General features: G+C 34.5%; 14 protein-coding genes. 6 read left to right on the top strand and 8 right to left on the bottom strand.

Annotated elements, in window-relative coordinates:
• Positions 1–8 precede the first annotated feature (8 nt).
• From JQC67_RS04680 to JQC67_RS04655, 6 genes are all read right to left on the bottom strand, one after another.
• Positions 9–1007 carry a hypothetical protein gene (locus JQC67_RS04680; protein WP_238934473.1) on the bottom strand — a complete coding sequence of 333 codons (999 nt, stop codon included), beginning with the start codon at positions 1005–1007 and terminating at the stop codon, positions 9–11.
• Positions 1008–1038: 31 nt separating this feature from the next.
• Positions 1039–2394 carry a DUF5723 family protein gene (locus JQC67_RS04675; protein ID WP_203251696.1) on the bottom strand — a complete coding sequence of 452 codons (1356 nt, stop codon included), beginning with the start codon at positions 2392–2394 and terminating at the stop codon, positions 1039–1041.
• Positions 2395–2558: 164 nt separating this feature from the next.
• Entirely contained in the window at positions 2559–4277 is a 1719-nt protein-coding gene (locus tag JQC67_RS04670) for a hypothetical protein (protein WP_203251695.1), read from the bottom strand.
• Between the two features lie 296 nt (positions 4278–4573).
• Positions 4574–5338 carry a LuxR C-terminal-related transcriptional regulator gene (locus JQC67_RS04665; RefSeq protein ID WP_203251694.1) on the bottom strand — a complete coding sequence of 255 codons (765 nt, stop codon included), beginning with the start codon at positions 5336–5338 and terminating at the stop codon, positions 4574–4576.
• A gap of 176 nt (positions 5339–5514) precedes the next feature.
• Positions 5515–6258, bottom strand: coding sequence for a LuxR C-terminal-related transcriptional regulator (locus JQC67_RS04660; RefSeq protein ID WP_203251693.1), 744 nt, complete (start codon positions 6256–6258; stop codon positions 5515–5517).
• Positions 6258–7043, bottom strand: a complete 786-nt coding sequence (locus JQC67_RS04655) for an alpha/beta fold hydrolase (RefSeq protein WP_203251692.1) — start codon at positions 7041–7043, stop codon at positions 6258–6260. Before JQC67_RS04655 ends, JQC67_RS04660 begins: the two co-directional genes overlap by 1 nt.
• Positions 7044–7183: 140 nt before the next feature.
• Between JQC67_RS04655 and JQC67_RS04650 the strand changes: the two genes are divergently transcribed.
• Both JQC67_RS04650 and JQC67_RS04645 read left to right on the top strand, forming a co-directional pair.
• Positions 7184–8956, top strand: a complete 1773-nt coding sequence (locus tag JQC67_RS04650) for a 1-deoxy-D-xylulose-5-phosphate synthase (protein WP_203251691.1) — start codon at positions 7184–7186, stop codon at positions 8954–8956.
• 1 nt (position 8957) lies between these two features.
• Positions 8958–10085: a DUF3078 domain-containing protein gene (locus JQC67_RS04645; protein WP_203251690.1), complete on the top strand. Its 1128-nt coding sequence runs from the start codon at positions 8958–8960 to the stop codon at positions 10083–10085.
• Between the two features lie 28 nt (positions 10086–10113).
• On the opposite strand, the gene dgt is transcribed toward JQC67_RS04645, so the two are convergent.
• Entirely contained in the window at positions 10114–11457 is a 1344-nt protein-coding gene (dgt, locus tag JQC67_RS04640; RefSeq protein ID WP_203251689.1) for a dGTP triphosphohydrolase, read from the bottom strand.
• Positions 11458–11654: 197 nt separating this feature from the next.
• Here dgt and JQC67_RS04635 point away from each other — a divergent pair, with 197 nt between their 5' ends.
• From JQC67_RS04635 to JQC67_RS04625, 3 genes are all read left to right on the top strand, one after another.
• Positions 11655–14495: a TonB-dependent receptor gene (locus tag JQC67_RS04635; RefSeq protein ID WP_203251688.1), complete on the top strand. Its 2841-nt coding sequence runs from the start codon at positions 11655–11657 to the stop codon at positions 14493–14495.
• A gap of 39 nt (positions 14496–14534) precedes the next feature.
• A complete protein-coding gene (locus JQC67_RS04630) occupies positions 14535–16586 on the top strand; it encodes an MDR/zinc-dependent alcohol dehydrogenase-like family protein (protein WP_238934472.1) in 2052 nt (683 codons plus the stop codon).
• A gap of 174 nt (positions 16587–16760) precedes the next feature.
• Entirely contained in the window at positions 16761–17156 is a 396-nt protein-coding gene (locus JQC67_RS04625) for a carboxypeptidase-like regulatory domain-containing protein (RefSeq protein ID WP_203251687.1), read from the top strand.
• A 70-nt stretch (positions 17157–17226) separates the two neighbouring features.
• Here JQC67_RS04625 and JQC67_RS04620 read toward each other — a convergent pair whose 3' ends face one another.
• Complete coding sequence (locus tag JQC67_RS04620; RefSeq protein WP_203251686.1) at positions 17227–17583, bottom strand: toxin-antitoxin system YwqK family antitoxin; 357 nt, start codon at positions 17581–17583, stop codon at positions 17227–17229.
• Between the two features lie 353 nt (positions 17584–17936).
• Here JQC67_RS04620 and JQC67_RS04615 point away from each other — a divergent pair, with 353 nt between their 5' ends.
• On the top strand, positions 17937–19133 hold the full coding sequence (locus JQC67_RS04615) for a porin (RefSeq protein ID WP_203251685.1): 1197 nt from the start codon (positions 17937–17939) through the stop codon (positions 19131–19133).
• Positions 19134–19153 lie beyond the last annotated feature (20 nt).

The raw sequence follows: 19153 nt of genomic DNA, 5'->3' as shown, positions 1-19153 counted from the left end.
AAGCTATATTAGTCATCAATTGGTCTTTTATAGTACTCTGTGATTTTATCTTCTATACCCATTCCATTATCATCAGCTTCTGCAACAACCAATTTCATATTTACAGGTTGAAAATCATCATCTATTGTTATTTCTTGAAATACAATGATGTTACCTTCACCTAGTTTCAAGTTTTCATCTGTAACCAGAGCTTCATTCTTTAATAGTTTGTTTCCATAAACAACTAGATACAATTGGTTTTCGATGTAGACCCACTTTCCCTCAAGGATGTCTTCGAAACGAATCTTATCTGCATCGCTATCTCCGTTTTCATACTCATATGAAAGACTTTGGAGCACGAATGTTCCGTTATCTTTCACATCCAAAAATTTATGTTTTAATGAAAAACAGGGGTTTTCTTGCCCATCATCGCAGTATACTTCTTCTAAGTTTCGAGTTAAAAGTTGGTCATTTACATGCTCTTCATAATATTGAAGTTCCCATGCCCTAGCAATTGCCCCGTCATTTCCCCAGCCGATAAGATCAAAACAGACATCTTGAGGTATACTTATATTGCCGTCTCGATCATAGGCACGAACCTCGTAACAAATAGAACCAATGGCAACTCCGAAATTTGTACCATCACCAAATTCTGAACTTAAATCTGTATCAACTTCTATTTTAGTGAATTCTTCTAGAAATTTAATGTCAATATATTCTTTTGAAATCGCATCACCTCTTTTTACGCGTAGCTGAATTCCACTGATATTTTTATTCGCTTCGAGTATTATATCAAAGCCTTCATCAAAGAGACCGAAACTTCTTTCTGAACTAACAATTAAGGAGAGGTTCCCCTTTTTCTCGAGGGGCAAACCTTGGGTTTTAATACTATTTTCAACAATTAAATTATGAACGAAGTTATCCGTTAATTCTTGGTCAGACTCTTCAAGAAGTTCATCACAATTTTTGCAGCATCCGTTCAACAGAAGTATGAACACCATTAAGAAAAACAGTTTAGTTATTTTCATTTGCGCGATTTTTATATTGTTGACAGCTATCTTATCTTCTTCGTTTTCTTTGTTTAGATTTTTTTCCATGGTACATAGGCACTTTTAGCCCCACATAGACATTTGCTAAATCTGGTTTTTTTGAAAATAGTGTTGAGAACAAAGTGCCTGAGCCCACTATTAAGGGGCCGATTCTTAGACCTGCCCCAAAAGTTAACCCACCTAAATTACTATAGTTCATTGGAGTGTAAAGACTCATGAATTTAGACTCAAATCTTGGTGCAAAAGTGATTACGTTTAAAGTATTGTTATTATAAAGCCCATTTCTTGGGTTTAACGATAATGAGTAGTTGACACTTGCGTATATGTTTTTGGTAAACCTGTAATCTCCATTGATTCTCAAGGATGTAGGTAGTGCTGCCGTAACATTGCCAACAATGGTATCTTTGACGTAATTATCATCTAACTTTTGTTGAAATTCACTGTCAAAATCATTCGTATTTACTGAAGCATCTAGGTTGTAATTGTTCTGCACAACATCTTCGTATTTTATAGTCCCAAAATCAACCAAAGCAACTCCAACTTTGAATTTGTATTTATTAGCGCCTCTAGGGTCTGCATTACCCGATGAAAAATCTGAAGACCTAGGTCGGTATTCATAAACAAATCCAATATCCATTCCGAAACCAGGTTTTAATTTATCAGAATTAAATTCTTCATCAGCATCATAATTAATCAAATAAGAGAATGAACCGTTTGTATTCAATGTACGTTGCGTAGCATTATAATCACCACTTAAGGTTTCAGAATTTCCTTGTGCAAAGATTGCTCCCCTTAAATACTTGAGCGTAATACCCCCTTTTAAAAAATGATAATCTTTTTCAAAAATAGTACGCCCATATACTAGGCCTATTTCGCCCCAAACATGAGTGGTGCCATTAAGATTTGACATATTAAAATCATAATCTTCTGAAGGAAAACCATCTGCAAAACTTTCTAGTAATTGCCCGTTTAAATTATTATAATTATTAACTGTTCGCACCCTTGAAATTAGCCCAATACTACTCTTTTCATTAAGGCTGAACATAAAAGACGTGCTAAGTAGGTCAGCATTTACATTAACTTGATTATTATCTGTAGGAAACCTTTCTATTGCATTTACCGAATTCGAATCTTCAAATAGAATTTTAATGTTGTCTAATGATAACGGAGTGTAATCTGTGCCAATTAATGCATTTGCTGAAAAAATGTTTACATCTATTTTAGAACGAGAATCGGCGATATTAGCTGGGTTAAAAATAGCACCATGAATACCGCTGTAATTGTCCGCTTCCATACCCAAAAATGATTGAGCGGAAAGGCAACTAATAAACAATAAGGCTATTATTAATGGTATGAATTTTATCATTTTGGTCGGTTTAGTCATCTATTCTCTTTATTTGGTATTGGCTCTATTTAAATAGTATGTAATTCGCGAATAGGCAATTCTAGCACACAAATTAAAAGCGTTTCATATATAAAAATTAGTTTAATCGTCGTCATAAACATTTCACTTTAAATAGGAACAATACTTTATTCTAAAGGTGCACTTAGTACTTGCCATCGAACGACTTCATTCCAAACATGTTCGCCGTAAAGAATATAAATTCTGCCTTTAACAATGGCCATACCCTCTATAGTTTCACTATTTGGGCTGTTAAGATTTGTGCTTAGCTGGGAAAATGCACCGCTTTGTGTGTCAAATACAGCTAAATAGGGTTCCTTATCTTCTACTGTGCGATCTGGTACAAGTTCTTCTGTATGACTACCTATATATATTAATTTTCCATAATTCTCGGTATGACGGAAGAATGGAACCCTATCTGAAATTTGAGAAACGTTTAATTCTAGCTCATTACTATTTACATTGTAAACATCAACTTCAGATCCTAAAAAGTAAATCTTGTCATCAATAGATACAGGGTCAGAAATACCACCAAAACTTCCCTCTTTTATTTTTGAATACGTATTACTGCCCAAATCCCAAGCATAGAGGCCTTTATCATCCAAAAGCCAGTATGCGTTTTGATCGGGCGTTTCTTCTATATAATTTGAAATGCCAGTCCAGTAGAGCGTGTTATTAACTATTTCGGTATACAGATAGCTAAAGCTTTGTGTTTTTTCAGGAAAAATTTGAAAAGTTTCCGGTGGGCCGGTTAAGTCTAAATCGTACTTATTAATATTGTTATCGAATCCACTAATAACCCAAAGATCAGTACCTGTCGCAAGTACGCTTTTCTCATAGCCAAGCTGCTGGTAATGGATAGATTCTTTAGAATTTTTGCTACCAATGTCGAACTTAATTATACGCTCGGGTACGACTCCGTTTTCCGTCATTGATTTTTCTGCTGTTGCGATATAAAGCGCATTTTCTGAATCGGAACCTGTCATATCAGCTTCCCAATAAATGGTATTTGAAAAAAATGAAAACTCTTCCTCAAACACTAAATTGGCGGCAAGATCATTCGTGTAATCCTCAGGTAATTTTTCACGTGAACACAACCGTAAGCGTTCCTGCCTTTTGGCCTCAGCGGTCATCCACAACCGACTTAGATTCCAAGTTGCCAAATCATTACAATCTCTTGGTGGGAAAAAAAATGGGCTGGTCGACCTAGCTATATATTCTTCCATTGAATCTACATTACCATACCAATACTTCCAACGCCATACCGCAGCTGACTTGCCAGAATCAACTCGTTTTCCGCTCGTGTCCGCCAATGTTGATTCATCAAAAGATATTATGAATTGATTGGGTACCGTACGTTTGCCTTCTGAGGGCAGGCCTATTTCAAACTCAATGGTCATTGATTCAGTATATAAACCAACACCCAAGTCTTCAATCGTGGTTGCATCTTCAGGTATTGAAAGACCAGGACGCCATTCAACAATGCCCCTGAATTGATTTTCTTCAGAGTCATCGATTTTACTGAAGATGAACTCATCATCCCTTATATTTTTTAAGTTAGACGCATCTTCTGTACCTGTGTCACTTTCAAAGGTAGCTGAATGAAGAAACCATGTTTTCGAAGAACCTCCTGTAATTGTATTCCTCATAAAAATTCTGAGATTTACAACTTCTTCCTCGCTAAATTCATCTTTAAGCGTGTCTTGACCATTACCGGAATCATTGTCAATATTAGAACCCGATCCATTATCTATAGGGTCAACTCCATCATCTACAGGGTCAGGACCTTCTGGCACACAAGAAAACGTAAACAAATAAACGAGCGCGTAAAGCAAAGTACGTTTCATATCTAATTGGTTTGGTATACTAATTATAATTAAGCTACTTATTTTTCTAAAAAGAACAATGCCATACTCCGCAGCATCACAGGCCTTTTCTCATTTTAGCAGAAGTAATCTTGAAAAAGATAAAAATGAAAAGTTCAAGTTTTGGGAAACTATTATGACAAATTTAACACTACACTACACACCAAAAAATACCCACTAGTGGGTATTTTTTGGCTATTTATTTTGTTTTGTGTAGCAATTCCGACGTTAAAATTTATCAATTTCTGTCAGAAATTAAATTCTATAGCAATAACCTTTTAAAACAAATGATTCTCGTTGCAGTAATTAATAATCTCAGAAGAGGAATTAAATTTTAATTTTGACAATATATTTTTTCGGTGTGTAGCGGTAGTATGAATGCTAATGTTCAATTTAGTAGAAATTTCTTTAGTTGTATTTCCCTTAGCCAACAATCGAACAATGTCTAGTTCTCGATTGCTTAAATTATCAATCAATAAGGCCTCAGAATAATTTTTATAGAATAGGGTCTCATATTCATTATTGGAGTTTAGTTTTTTACACACCCCAATCATCGGCTGTTTTTTACTGTTTCCTAAAATCGTGTTTTGCGAATACCCTAAAATTGGCTTTCCTTGTTCATCAAAAAATAAAGGCGTCTGGTGCACTTGAATGTTAACATATTCACTCTTAGCATTCTTTAACCTATAATTCCAATAATAAACACAATTTATCCGATCATCTTGATTTACATGAGTCATGGTATACTGCATGAGATCATTTAATATTTTCATCCAATTAGGAATATCTTCGGGGTGAATTTTAGTAAAATGAAATGCCATGCCCTGCTCAACTACTTCTTGTTTATTATAACCCAATAGCTTTTCATAATTATCGCAGACGTATTCAAATGTTTGATTTACAGTGTCTTGAACCATAATAAAAGACTGCAACCTAGGAAGGTACTGATCTAGTTCTTCTAATTTTTCAATATGCTTTTTTAAAACTGCTTTTTCAACCTTATGATCTGTACTAAAAATGTTCGCGTAAAATTCTAAATCCATATTTCTTAAATAAATTCAACAAGACTATGCTCGGCCGAGTGGTATTTAAACAACCACAGGTCGAATTACAATAGCATTTTCAAAAAAAAAGGGTAAATAGTTCGAAATGAGGGAAAAAACATGTGTACAATATAAATATATAAAATAATTAACAAAATACCCTCTAGAGGGTATCTTTAAAGTATACCGTTTTTCTTGCAAAAGAAAATAAGGTCAATACCATTACTTACTCCTGCTTTTTTTAATATTTTCTTTCGATGTGTAGCCACAGTATGAATGCTAATAAATAACTTTTCAGCTATCTGACCACTAGTGTAACCTTCTGCAATAAGTTCAATAATTTCTCTTTCACGCGTGGTAAAATAATCTTGATAAACGGTGTAAACTATGTTTTTAAAATTCTGAAGATCTAGTTCATTAGCCTCAAAACTCCATTCCACACGATTACTACTATCAATAAATGAAATATCCGTCAATAAAGAAAAGTTACTTACCATTCTCCCTTCTTTATCCAGCTCAAAAGAAGATGATTGTCTTAAAAGCTTAATATATGTGCCATCCTTTTTTCGAAACCGAAAGGATAGAAATAAATGGGCTGGGCCTTCACTTAAATTAACATTTATAACATGTTTTACTACTTCCTGGGTAATATTCTTAACAAGTTCTCTGTCTTCCGGATGAATGTGATGAACTAAATCTTCCATATTAAATTCTTCCAATGTATATCCAGTCAAATTTTCAAGTCCTCTTTGGTAAATGATACCATCAGCATACCAATGCGCCACATACAAACATTGTTTACTATTTAATGGGAATGTTTCTAAAGGCTCATAACTAACAGGCTCATAATCATATTTCTTTACAATTTTTTCAATTTTTTTTCTGAAATGAAACATCTCATTTTTATGATCTTTCTTCATTACAGATTTTCTAAAAATTTTAAAAGCAAACGATTGAACTCTTCTGGTTTCTCTAGATGCGGACTATGACTGCTTTCAATTATGTTTATTTTATTACGCCACAGATTGGGAATTGATAATTGTTTCAAATACTCTAAATTCACTAAGCTATCGTTTTTGCCATGAAGTATAGCAACTGGCATCTCCGTTTTAGCAAGGATTTCTACTTCATTGGCTAGTTCACCGTTTGCAAGAGACAAACCAATATCTTCTCTAAATTTAGCGTCCGTATTATGAATGCGCTCTTTAAAATTATAGGGAACCAAATCAGATTTTTTGCAAATAAACCTTGTAAAATCTTCGGTTTCGTTAGGATTCAAATTTTTCTGAAATAGAAGAGGCATTCGTTCATCTGCCAAAAATGCTTCATGCATATTCACAGGCTTTTTTACAGGTGCGGTTCCGAAAACGAAAATGCCTTTACAATTATTTAAAAAAGGTAAGGTTTCAATGGCAAAATGCCCTCCTAAAGAGTGCCCTACTAAAACAACATTTGAATATTCTTGTATTGTAGCGGCTAAAATCTTGACAACATTAGGAACAGAATAACCATCACATTTAGTTGACTTACCATGCCCAGGAAGGTCAATAGCTAGCATTCTATACTCAGAGAATAAAGAAGAATTTAATTGATTTTGCCAAATTTCTGAATCAACAGAATTACCATGTATATAAATTATGGTGTATTTAGAATCGGCATTCTTCTCATGCAAGACTCCAAAGGTCTTGTGGAGGGGGAACGTCATATCATTGTTTTGGTTGGTGCTTCAATTTAAAAAAAAGTGATGAACATTAAAAACTTAGTGCTGTTAATGAGGTGAAATCCATATTTAACAGGTTAATTCGTAGTGTAATTAGTTATACATGCTAAATTTGCAGTTTGTAAATGACTCTATTATCACAAATTAGCACACCAAATGAACTTCGCAATCTAGAACAAAGCGAATTAATTCAACTTGCTCAAGAACTTCGTGATTATATTATTGACATTGTAGCTGCCAAAGAAGGACATTTAGGTGCAAGTTTAGGCGTAGTAGAATTAACAATTGCCCTACATTATGTTTTTGACACCCCAAATGACAAACTTATTTGGGATGTTGGCCACCAAGCCTATGGTCATAAAATTCTAACTGGTAGAAAAGAAATTTTCAATACCAATCGCCAATTAAACGGTATTAGTGGCTTTCCAAAACGTAGTGAAAGTGATTATGATTCTTTTGGCACAGGGCACAGTTCTACTTCAATTTCTGCAATTTTAGGCATGGCAATAGCCGCAAAACTAAAAGGTGACTACAATCGTTCTCACATTGCCGTTATTGGAGATGCTTCTATAGCAAGCGGAATGGCTTTTGAAGGTTTAAATCATGCAGGTGTTACCGATGCCAATATTCTAGTTGTACTTAACGATAATGCTATTGGAATAGACCCAAGTGTTGGTGCCTTAAAAAAATATCTTACTAATGTTAAAAAAGGTACCGCTAAGGATGAAAACATTTTTGAATGTTTAAATTTTAAGTACTCTGGCCCTATTGATGGACATGATTTAAATGCACTTTCAAAAGAGCTAGAGCGATTAAAAGCAATTAAAGGTCCGAAGCTTTTACATGTCATAACCACCAAAGGAAAGGGTCTTAAAAAAGCTGAAGAAAATCAGGTTACCTATCATGCTCCGGGAAAATTTGATAAAAATACAGGTGAACTCACACCAAAGTCTACTGAAGGGCTTCCTCCAAAATATCAAGATGTATTTGGATATACTTTGCTTGAACTTGCTAAAAATAATACTAAAATAATCGGCATCACCCCAGCTATGCCAACAGGTAGCTCAATGAAATATATGATGCATGCGTTTCCTGAGCGGGCTTTTGATGTTGGTATTGCAGAGCAACATGCAGTTACTTTGGCAGCTGGTATGTCAACTGATGGTCTTATTCCTTTTTGCAATATCTATTCTACTTTTTTACAACGGGCATACGATCAAGTAATTCATGATGTAGCTTTACAAAACCTTCCAGTAATTTTTTGTTTGGATCGTGCTGGTTTTGTTGGTGAAGATGGCGCTACACACCACGGAATTTATGATATTGCTTACTTGCGCTGTATACCTAACCTTATTATTTTTGCACCTATTAATGAAGAAGAGCTACGAAATATGATGTATACAGCTCAAAAAGGTTTAAAAAACCCCATCGCAATTAGATACCCTAGAGGTAGAGCAACTACGCCAGCATGGGAGACACCTTTTAAAGAAATTTCAATTGGCACTGCCCAAGAATTAAAAAAAGGTTCTGACATTGCTATTCTTTCAGTGGGTCATATTGGCAATACAGTTAGCGAAGTAATTTCTGAACTAACTGACCACAAAAGCATTGGTCACTATGATATGCGTTTTGTAAAGCCTTTAGACACCTCACTTCTAAGAGCTATCTTCAAACAATACACTCATATTATCACCATAGAAGATGGTTGTAAAATTGGTGGTTTTGGTACAGCAATACTTGAATTTGCAAATAAAAGTGGATTTAAAAATAATATTCACATTCTTGGCATAGAAGATGCGGTCTTTGAACACGGCACAACTGAACAACTTTATAAACTTGCTAAAATTGATAAAGCATCAATTAATCAATGTTTATTAGAACTACGAGAAACACTATAATATGTTGAAAAAACTTGCACCCATTTTTGTTTTATTACTTTGTCTTTCACAACTAACAGCACAAGAAACCCTTCCAGAAGATCAAAAAACAGATTCATTAAAGACAGCTCCATTTGCTATGGATACTACTTTAATTGACACAATAGTCATTAGAAGAATGCAATCTAGAATAAAGCAAAGGGCTGAAAGCGTTAACCTTCAAAATACCACCATATCATTCAAGAAAACAGAACCACTAAAAGAAGGCTACAAAAAATTTCAAGTCCCCACATTTTGGCAAAGTGTCAATCTCATTGGTTTAAATTTTAGTCAAGCTGCTTTTGTAAATTGGAATGCTGGTGGTAACAATTCTATTTCGGCACAAACCAATGCTCGTTTTGAGCGCAATTACAAGTTTAGATATTTTCAATGGGAAAATATTCTAGAAACTCGATATGGTATTAACCTACAAGAAGGTCAGAAAATCAGAAAAACAGATGATGCCATTAGAGTTAGTTCTACAGTAGGGTATCGCCGTGATACAATTAGTAATTGGTACTACTCTATGAAAGCTAATTTCAACACACAATATACCGATGGTTATAAATATCCTGACAGAGAAACTCCCATATCTAGGGTTATGAGCCCAGGTTACTTCTTCTTAGGTGCGGGTACATCTTATATTTCTGAGGATAGAAAATTCAACTTTTATGTTTCGCCCCTTACGGTAAAATCTACTTTTGTATTCGACCAAGATTTAGCTGACAAAGGTGCTTTTGGAGTCGAAAAAGCAGTGCTTGATGCCGATGGAAATATTTTGGAAGATGGTAAAAACATTTTTCTAGAAGTTGGTTTTTTAATTACTAATAATTGGGAAACACAAATTATGGATAATGTAGGTTTAAAACATAGATTGAATGCATATACTGATTATCTACAAAGTTTTGGGAATATTGATATTGATTGGGAATTGAACTTGAGCCTTAAAGTCAATAAATATATTGTAACAAGTTTAGGCACGCATGTTATCTATGATGATGATATTCTATTTGACCCCGTAAAAAACGACGCAGGTATCGTCATAAACGAAGGAAAACCTAAGTTACAGTTTAAACAACTTCTAGGGGTAGGTGTAGCTTACAACTTTTAAATTGGCCTAAATACTTTGAACAATTCAATTAAATTTCTAAGCCAGATATTTTTCTATGGATGTGCACAGCAGCACTATCAGACAAACTAGCTACGTAACAACAACAATTTAATAGTATGTTATAGATAGAAGCGTCTTCATTATGATACTGCTTCGGGAAGGTTTGCAGCATTAATTTATCATAATTAGAGGCCTGATTTTCTTTTTCTCTTATGAGTGCACCTGTGTAAACATTCAAAATATCTGAGATAATTTTGTATCCCGCTATTTCCTTTTCTAAAACTTCAGATGAACGATAAATCTTTTCAACGCTTAAAGAAATAATATCTCTTATCTGTGCCTCATATGTACTTTTATCTAGCAAGGAAACATCAAAATCTCCATTTAAGATTGCCTCTTCATTTTCTATAAAAATATTTACGGCATCGCCAATTAATGTACTTATGGCTAAAGCCCGTAAATAGCTTAAACGATCTGCTTTGAATTTAAGTGAATGATACTTTTTAGTATTGATGTTATTCTTTACTAGTTTAATCAAATACTCTAAAGCATATTCCTCAGAAATTAATCCAAGATTAATACCATCTTCAAAATCAATAATAGTATAACAAATATCATCAGCAGCCTCAACCAAAAAAGTTAATGGATGTCTCGCATAAGAAACATCTGCTCCATTTCTAGTTTGTTTTAAACCAAGCTCACTAGCGATATTTTTAAATGTGTCTTTTTCTGATTGAAAAAAGCCAAATTTTTTGTCGGCAATATGTTTGGTGGGCTTTTTCGGCAACGATTCTTTAGGATACTTCATAAACGCACCCAATGTAGCATAGCTCAATCGTAATCCACCAGCAACACCTTCTCTAGACTCAGTAAGCAACTTAAACCCATTAGCATTACCTTCAAAATCAATTAAATCTTGATACTCTTTATCAGATAAGACTGATTGGTATTTTTGACCATTTCCATTTTTAAAAAATTCACCAATTGCCTGTTCGCCACTATGGCCAAAAGGTGGATTGCCAATATCATGTGACAAAGCTGCAGCCGCAACAATGGCTCCAAAATCATTGAATCTATACCCGTGAACTTCACTTAAATGTGGATGCTTTTCTAGAATTTTTTTTCCAGCAATTCTTCCTAAACTTCTACCTACAACTGAAACCTCAAGACTATGTGTCAATCGAGTGTGAACAAAATCGGTTTTTGAAAGTGGAATTACTTGTGTCTTGTCTTGTAAACTACGAAAGGCAGAAGAAAATATAATGCGATCATAATCTACCTCGAAACCTAAACGAGTTTCATCTTGTTCTTTACGTAGTCTTTTATTGGTATCGCCTTGGCGCTTTAGAGAGAGTAACTCTTCCCAGTTCATTGAGAATAATTTGTATGCAAGATACATCTTTTTGCAGGTGTGCTAAAAAATTAAAAGCAACTACTTAACATTTTATTAATGTACTAACCTTTAGCTAACATAAATGCAATACACATTTAATACACACATCACACCACTTTTACAATACATGAGTTCTTTTGCCCCGGTATTTAATAACAAACGTAGTAAAAAACAAAATGAAGAAAATTTTAATTGGCCTGATATTTCTGGCCTTCGTCCATGTTACAGGACAAGAAACAGGTAGTATAGTAGGCACCATTACCGATAAAGAATATAATAACGAGCCCTTGCCATTTGCAAATGTGCTCATAAAAAGCACTACCATAGGCACAACTTCAGACTTTGATGGCTTGTATGAGCTGGCTAATATTGAGCCAGGCACTTACATTGTAGTTTACAGCTTTTTAGGTTATGAAACTGTAGAGGTTCCTGATGTAAACGTTGAAGCTGGTAAAGTAACAACCATTGACATACCTATGTCTGCTAATGAAGGTTTAGCATTAGATGAGGTAGTGGTTACTACAGTTGCTCGTAAAGATTCAGAAACCGCACTTTTACTTGATCAGAAAAGAGCTATTGAAATTAAAGAGAGTATTGGAGCACAAGAACTAGGTAAAATAGGTGTTTCAGATGCGGCAGCCGCCACTACAAAAATTTCTGGAGTAACTAGCAGCGAAGCTTCAGGCGATGTTTTTGTGCGTGGTTTAGGGGATAGATATTTGTTTACAACATTAAATGGCTTAACTGTGCCTTCAGACGATATCGATAAAAAAAATATCGATTTGTCGCTGTTCCCAACTAGAGTATTACAAAATGTAAGTATTAGCAAAACCTACTCTGCAACTGGTTCGGCCGATGAAGCTTCTGGGACTATAAATATTGCATCAAGAGAACTTAGCGGTTCAAGTGAATTAAGCATTGGTGTTTCAGGTGGCGTAAACAGTAACGTAGCTAAAAGTGGTGTTTGGAATAATTTTAAAGTGTCTCCGAATTCAAGAAATACTGATTACGGATTTTACGCTCAAAGCTTAAACACCCAAGACCTTATTACACAGCAAGGCTGGAATACGCTGCAACAAGAGACCCCAATGAACTATTCCTATTCTATAGCCGCTGGAAAAAAAATCAAAGAAAAATTGGCTGTATTCTTTACAGCATCACATTCGCAATCGCACGATTATAAAGAAGGATTATTTCGTCAATTCAGATCAAACTCTATTGATGACACCATTACTGATGCAACTACATACAGTAGAAAGGTGGTTAATACTGCTCTTTTAGACTTAGCTTTTTTCGCTAATGATAAAAACAAGATTAAGTCAAGTACATTCTTCGTTAACAAACTTGATGAAATTGTTTTTGAAGGTGGTCGTAACGGAGAAGCTACCATTTTTGAAGAAACTGCACCAGCTGAAGGTTTATTTCAATTCATACGTGATCAGAATACAAAACAAACACGTCTTATTGTTACGCAACTTTTAGGTACACACCGTTTCGGTGAAAAAAACACTTTAGACTGGGCTGGAGGATACAACCTACTTAATGCGGATGAACCAAACCGTATCAGAAATGAAGTAAACTGGGACCCTAATAATTCGGAGCCTGATTTTGATGTGCAATTGGCGCGAAATGGCGGATTTCAACAGCGAAAGTCTAGTCAAGAAATACAAGACAATGAATTCAATGGTTTCATCAAAGATGTTCATCAGTTTATTGATGAAGAGGATAAAACATTCAAAGTTGAACTAGGTGCATCGTATCGTACAAAAGAAAGAGATTTTAGTTCTCAATTTGTTGGTGTAGAAGAAAGAAGAACAAATACCATACACCCCAATTCAATCGATAATCTTGGCAGCATTTTTAGACAATCAAATTTCGATGCAGGACTTTTAGAAATAAACCTTTTAGGAAGTAATGCGAACGGAGAACGAAAAGATATCTACCTCGGTAATTTAAATTCTACAGGCGCATATGTTGATTTTAATTATGGTATCAAAAAATGGAATTTCGATTTAGGCCTGCGTTATCAAATTGATGATATCAGTGTAAACTATGACATCGGTAACTTAAACCCAAGAACTGGCGTAAGCGAACAAGATTACAACAATTTATATCCTAGTTTAAACATCAAATACTCGCTGAACGAATTGAATGCTTTACGTTTCGCTTTTAGCAAAACGATTACACTACCTGAATTTAAAGAGATAGCACCTTTTAACTATGTATCGCCTACGGGTCAAATAACACGTGGTAACACAGATTTGATTGCATCAACCAATATCAACCTCGATTTAAAATATGAATATTTTCCTTCGGCAGGTCAATTGGTATCATTTGCAGCATTTTACAAGGATATTGCTGACCCAATCAACCGCGTAAGAGAAAGAGGTTCTGCTGGTATATTCTCTTATTTCAATTCTGCTGAAAAAGCTGAAATTTTTGGACTTGAAGCGGAAACGAAATTAGACTTGATTAGCCCAATTACTAATGACGAAACTGGTGATATTTCGGGTTCTAATTTAAACTTGGTATTTAATGTTACAAGAATGTGGCACACACAAGACTTAAAAGAAGTTTATGACGATACTGGTCGACTTTTAAGAAGTTTTCAATACAAAGGCATTACCAAAACCGATTTACAAGGCGCATCTGATTGGATTTTCAATACAAGTCTAAATTTTGAATCTGCTAATGAAAATCCTTTTGCAGCATCATTAACAGCAAACTATGCTTCTGATAAAATTTATGCATTAGGGGTACCTACTGATCAAACTAACAGAGATATATTTTATGACGATGCTATCATAGAAAACGGCTTTGTAGTTGTGAATGCTTTGATTAGTAAAGAGCTTGGTGAACACTGGAAATTATCCTTAAAAGGTCAAAACTTATCGAATCCTGAAATCAAACAAACACAACTTATTAAGAATATCAATTCTGGTATTGAAAGGAATGAAACGGTTCTTTCATACAAATCAGGCATGGGAATCAGTTTAGGAGTCAACTATAAATTTTAAATACTAAAACAACAATTAAACCTTTAAAAATCAATTATTATGAAAATGAAAATCACAAAAATTTCCAAGGTTTTTATTATGGCCTTTGCAATTGCTCTTGCAAGCTGTAGTAGCGATGATAACGTTGTAGATCCAGGTCCAGACGCGGTAGACCCAACTTGTACTGATGGTATTAAAAACGGTGATGAAACAGGTATTGACTGCGGTGGTTCTTGTACCGCTTGCGAAGAAGAACCAACAGAGAATACAACCTTAAATGGTACGCTTACTGAAGATAGAACTTTAGATGCTTCTAAAACATACACATTAGACAAGAGTTTTAGTGTTGAAGCGGGTGCAACATTAACAATACCTGCAGGTACAACCATTAATGCATTGGTAGAAACTGGTGATGAGACTTCTACCTATATCGTAGTTCAAAAAGGTGGAAAAATTGATATTCAAGGTTCTGCTGCAGCACCAGTAACTATGCAATCTTCAGGTGGAAATTCTGGTGATTGGGGTGGTTTAGTTTTATTAGGTGATGCAACTACTACAGAAGGTATTGATGCTACTGCTGAAGTAGGTGACTTTAAATATGGTGGATCAACTGATAATGACAATTCAGGTTCAATTTCGTACTTAATTATCAAACACGCTGGTGCTCAAATTGATGCTGAATCGCAATACAATGGTTTAACATTATACGCTGTTGGTTCTGAAACTACAATTGAAAATGTTGCCATGATTGATGGTGACGATGATGGTGTTGAATTTTTTGGGGGAACAGTTTCTGCATCTAACCTTTATTTTGAAAACAACCAAGACGATTCTATCGATTGGACAGAAGGATGGAATGGTACTGTAACTGATGCCTATATTATTCACACAGAAGAAGGTTTCTCTACCGCTCTTGAAGGTGATAAGGCAAATGGAAATCCAATGTTTGTTAATTTAACAGCAATATCTTCAGTTGACGGTACAGCATTACAATTTAAAGCTACTTCAGGTGCAACTATTACTAATCTTTACTTAGAAGGTTATGCCACTTTAATAGACATGAAAGATGATGGTCCGTTAGCAAATGTTCAAATTGATGGCGCTGATGCTACTGTTGAAGGACCTTACACTTCTGGAACTAAAGTTGATATCGCAAAGTTTGATTGGGTTAACTCTGATACTGTAGTTGAACCACAATCAATCACTTTAACTGGAACTATTACTAGCGACATGACTTTAGATGCTGCTAATGAATACATTCTTGATAAAAGCCTTAGCATTGAATCTGGTGCTAAATTAACTATACCTGCTGGAACTACTATTAATGCATTGGTTGAAACTGGTGATGAAACTTCAACATATATCGTAGTACAAAAAGGTGCTCAAATTGATATTCAAGGTACTGCTTCAGCACCTGTTACTTTACAATCTTCTGGTGGAGAATCAGGAGACTGGGGTGGATTGGTATTATTAGGTGATGCCACTACCACAGAAGGTATAGATGCTACTGCGGAAGTTGGGAATTTTAAATACGGCGGTTCGAATGATACCGATAATTCTGGTTCTATTTCGTATTTAATTATCAAACATGCGGGTGCTCAAATTGATGCTGAATCGCAATACAATGGTTTAACATTATACGCTGTTGGTTCTGAAACTACAATTGACAATGTTGCAATGATTGATGGTGACGATGATGGTGTTGAATTTTTTGGAGGAACAGTTTCTGCTTCTAACCTTTATTTTGAAAACAACCAAGACGATTCTATCGACTGGACAGAAGGATGGAATGGTACTGTTACCAATGCATATATCTCACATACTGCTGAAGGTTTCTCAACTGCTCTTGAAGGCGATAAGGCAAACGGAAATCCTAAATTCGTTAACCTAACAGCAATTTCATCTGTTGATGGTACAGCTTTACAATTCAAAGCTACCTCAGGTGCAACAATAACAAACCTTTATTTAGAAGGCTATGCTACTTTAATTGATATGAAAGATAATGGGCCTTTGGCTAATGTTCAAATAGACGGAGCCGACGCTACCGTAGAAGGACCATATACTTCTGGAACTAAAGTTGACCTTACTACGTTTGATTGGGCTATAAACTAGTCGCAATTAAATACCACTGAAAGCCCTGCTGTAAAGCGGGGTTTTCTTTTTTATACCACGAAATTTTAATCTCTTAAACCAAACTTCTTAACCTTTTTACAACCTACTAGTAACTTACACCTAACTTTATCTTTACACTAGTACGTTTTCTTTGCAGCTTTAAATTTCAATGCAATGAAAATTTTATTAGTCTTCGCAACTCTTCTTTTCGCCACGAGTGTTTTTGCACAAAATGGAGCAATTAGAGGTACTGTACTTGATCAAGAAATGAATAATGAACCTCTTTTGTTCGCTAATATTTCATTAAAAGGAGCTAAATCTGCCGAACAAACTAACTTATTCGGAAATTTTGAAATTAATGATGTTGTTCCAGGCGAATATACTATTCAAATCAGCTTTGCAGGTTATGACACAAAAGAGATTCTGATTCGTGTTAAAGCAGACGAAACTACTGAAATACAAGAAACATTAACCGCTATTACGTTTGATTATGATGAAGTTTCGATGGAAACTACTATAAAAAACGAAGATAAAATTGTTGCTCTTTCAACTATTGCTGACAGAAAGTAACTTTAATAAAAACAAGGCATAAAAAAATCCGCTGCGAAACAGCGGATTTTTTTATGCCTTGATACTAAATTTAATTTTTACTAACTCGTGCAGAATTTTCTTTATTTATAACACTAGCAATTGCATTATCACTAAACTCAACTTCTTTCATAGAACCATCGTTCCAAAATTGCCATTTACCTGTTTTAACTCCGTTTACATAAGCTCCTTGTGAAACTTTATCTCCCTTATCATTATAACTAATCCAATCGCCATGTAATTTTTTGTCCAGATTAAATGTTCCTTGCTGACTAATTTCACCATTTTCATGATAATATGTAGCTTCAATTAAATTGGTTTCATTATTTAATTTCATCTCTTTTGCTTTTTGAGAAAAAGCTGAACTAGACACCAATACTATAGCAAGAATTAAAAGTATTTTTTTCATCACAATCTGATTTTTAATTTCAATATTATTTAAAGATAAGAATTAGATAATGTTCACACAACATTTTAGTAACATTAAATTTACATTGAAAACGCTAATATTTGATTATTAGTATATTACGAAAAAACTTAATCCATTAAATAATGATGATTAGCAATCAATCATACTAAAAAATTTAAGTATTCATAAATTAAAAGCATTGCTTAAATCAAATAAAATCTACTTATAAAGCACTTTTAGCAGCTATGTATAGCTGTATCTTGTAGCACATTCCATATTTATTTGACATATAATTTTAAATCGTAACATTTTGTAAACATTAATTTAACTTTGACAAAATGCAAAATTCGCGAATGAAGCTCAAGTATTTTTTCTTAGGAATTTTTCTGTCTTTTAATTTTTTGCTGCTTGCTCAAGAAACAAATGCACCTTCTTTCGGAAAGGGTTTATTTAGTTTAGTAGGCAAAGACAGTACTTGGACGATGAAAATTGGCACAAGAATGCAGTTTTTGACGGTTTCTAATTGGAGCGAAGGTAACAACGGAGGTTTAGTTGATCCGCAACAAAATTTTTCAATACGTAGAGCGAGATTAAAATTCGATGGTTTTGCATATTCACCAAAATTAAAATATAAAATAGAGCTAGGTCTTTCAAACAGAGACATTTCAGGCGCCTCAGCTTTCACTAGCAATTCTCCTAGATACATTTTAGATGGCGTTCTTATTTGGAACTTTCATGGCAATTTTGAGTTTTGGATGGGGCAAACTAAACTTCCGGGGAATATTGAACGTGTTATTTCGTCAGGCAATCTGCAACAGGTTGATCGCTCACTATTAAATAGCAGATTTACTTTAGATCGAGATCAAGGAATTCAAATAAGACATCATTTTAAAATAGGTGAGCAATTTATGATTCGTGAAAAATTAGCAATTTCGCAGGGTGAAGGCCGAAATATTACAAGTGGTAATCTTGGGGGTATTCAACACACTGCTCGCTTAGAACTTTTTCCGTTCGGAAATTTCAAAGCTTACTTAAGTAGTGATCACGCCAGAGTAACCACGCCAAAATTAATGTTAGCAGCTACTTTTGATCATAATAGAAATGCTGTAAAAACACGTAGCAATCAAGGTAGTTATATGGCAAATGATATTGGTTTCTACGAAACTGATATTAATACTATTTTTATCGATGCTATGTTTAAATACCAAGGATATTCTTTTATGGCTGAATATGCGTATCGAAATGCAGCTGACCCTATTGCCAAAAATTCAGATGGCACCCCAACCGGAGACATTGTACTAATAGGCAATGGTTTAAACTTACAAACTGGATATTTATTTTCTAACAACTGGGAAGTTTCAGGTAGATTTACCAATATAAACTTAGACGAAGATGTTACTGGGTTAAATCTTCAAAATCAATATACTCTCGGACTTTCTAAGTATATTGTTGGGCATAAATTAAAAGTTCAAACTGATGTCAGCCATTTATCTGAAAAGGATAGTACCAATGAACTTATGTGGAGATTACAAGTAGATATCCACTTTTAAATAATAACCTTTAGATAACA

The organism is Aurantibacter crassamenti (assembly GCF_016811105.1).
Classification (GTDB): domain Bacteria; phylum Bacteroidota; class Bacteroidia; order Flavobacteriales; family Flavobacteriaceae; genus Aurantibacter_A; species Aurantibacter_A crassamenti.
This window is presented reverse-complemented; position numbering and strand designations above follow the sequence as displayed.